The 402-nt window shown below is 53.7% G+C and carries 1 protein-coding gene; it reads right to left on the reverse strand.

Annotated features, from left to right (window positions below):
- On the reverse strand, positions 1-391 hold a 391-nt coding region (locus J7R13_RS09195), incomplete at its 3' end, for a hypothetical protein (RefSeq protein ID WP_208438340.1).
- Between the last annotated feature and the right edge of the window lie 11 nt (positions 392-402).

The following is a 402-nucleotide window of genomic DNA, read 5'->3' on the forward strand; positions in this document are numbered from 1 at the left end:
AGACACCCGCCTGATCATTGTCTTGCGCACGACTTAGATCATTTTCTGCTGCGTGGATCTCTAAAATATTGCTCGCTGCTATCCGCCCATTCCCCGCCTCAAGCTTCGTTGCCTGTAAGTGCAAAGAACCCGTAGCACTCTGTGTGCCATCGCTGCCTATACCACTCGCCAACAGCGCATCACGCTCAAGTTTCCTCCTATTAGCGTGCACTTTCACACCCTCACCTCCCACAACCCGTCCATACTCTGCACGCTCAACATAGTTCAACGCCTTCCGTCCCACCGCTTCTTCTGACACCAGCAGATCTTGCACATGCACACATTCGACATGGAAAAGCACCTTCAACACTCCATAGGCACGTGCTTTGCCCAGCACCAGCGTGCCATCCATTGCCCCACTCC

Origin of the sequence: Bartonella taylorii 8TBB (assembly GCF_902825155.1) — a bacterium.
In the GTDB taxonomy this organism is placed as follows: domain Bacteria; phylum Pseudomonadota; class Alphaproteobacteria; order Rhizobiales; family Rhizobiaceae; genus Bartonella; species Bartonella taylorii_A.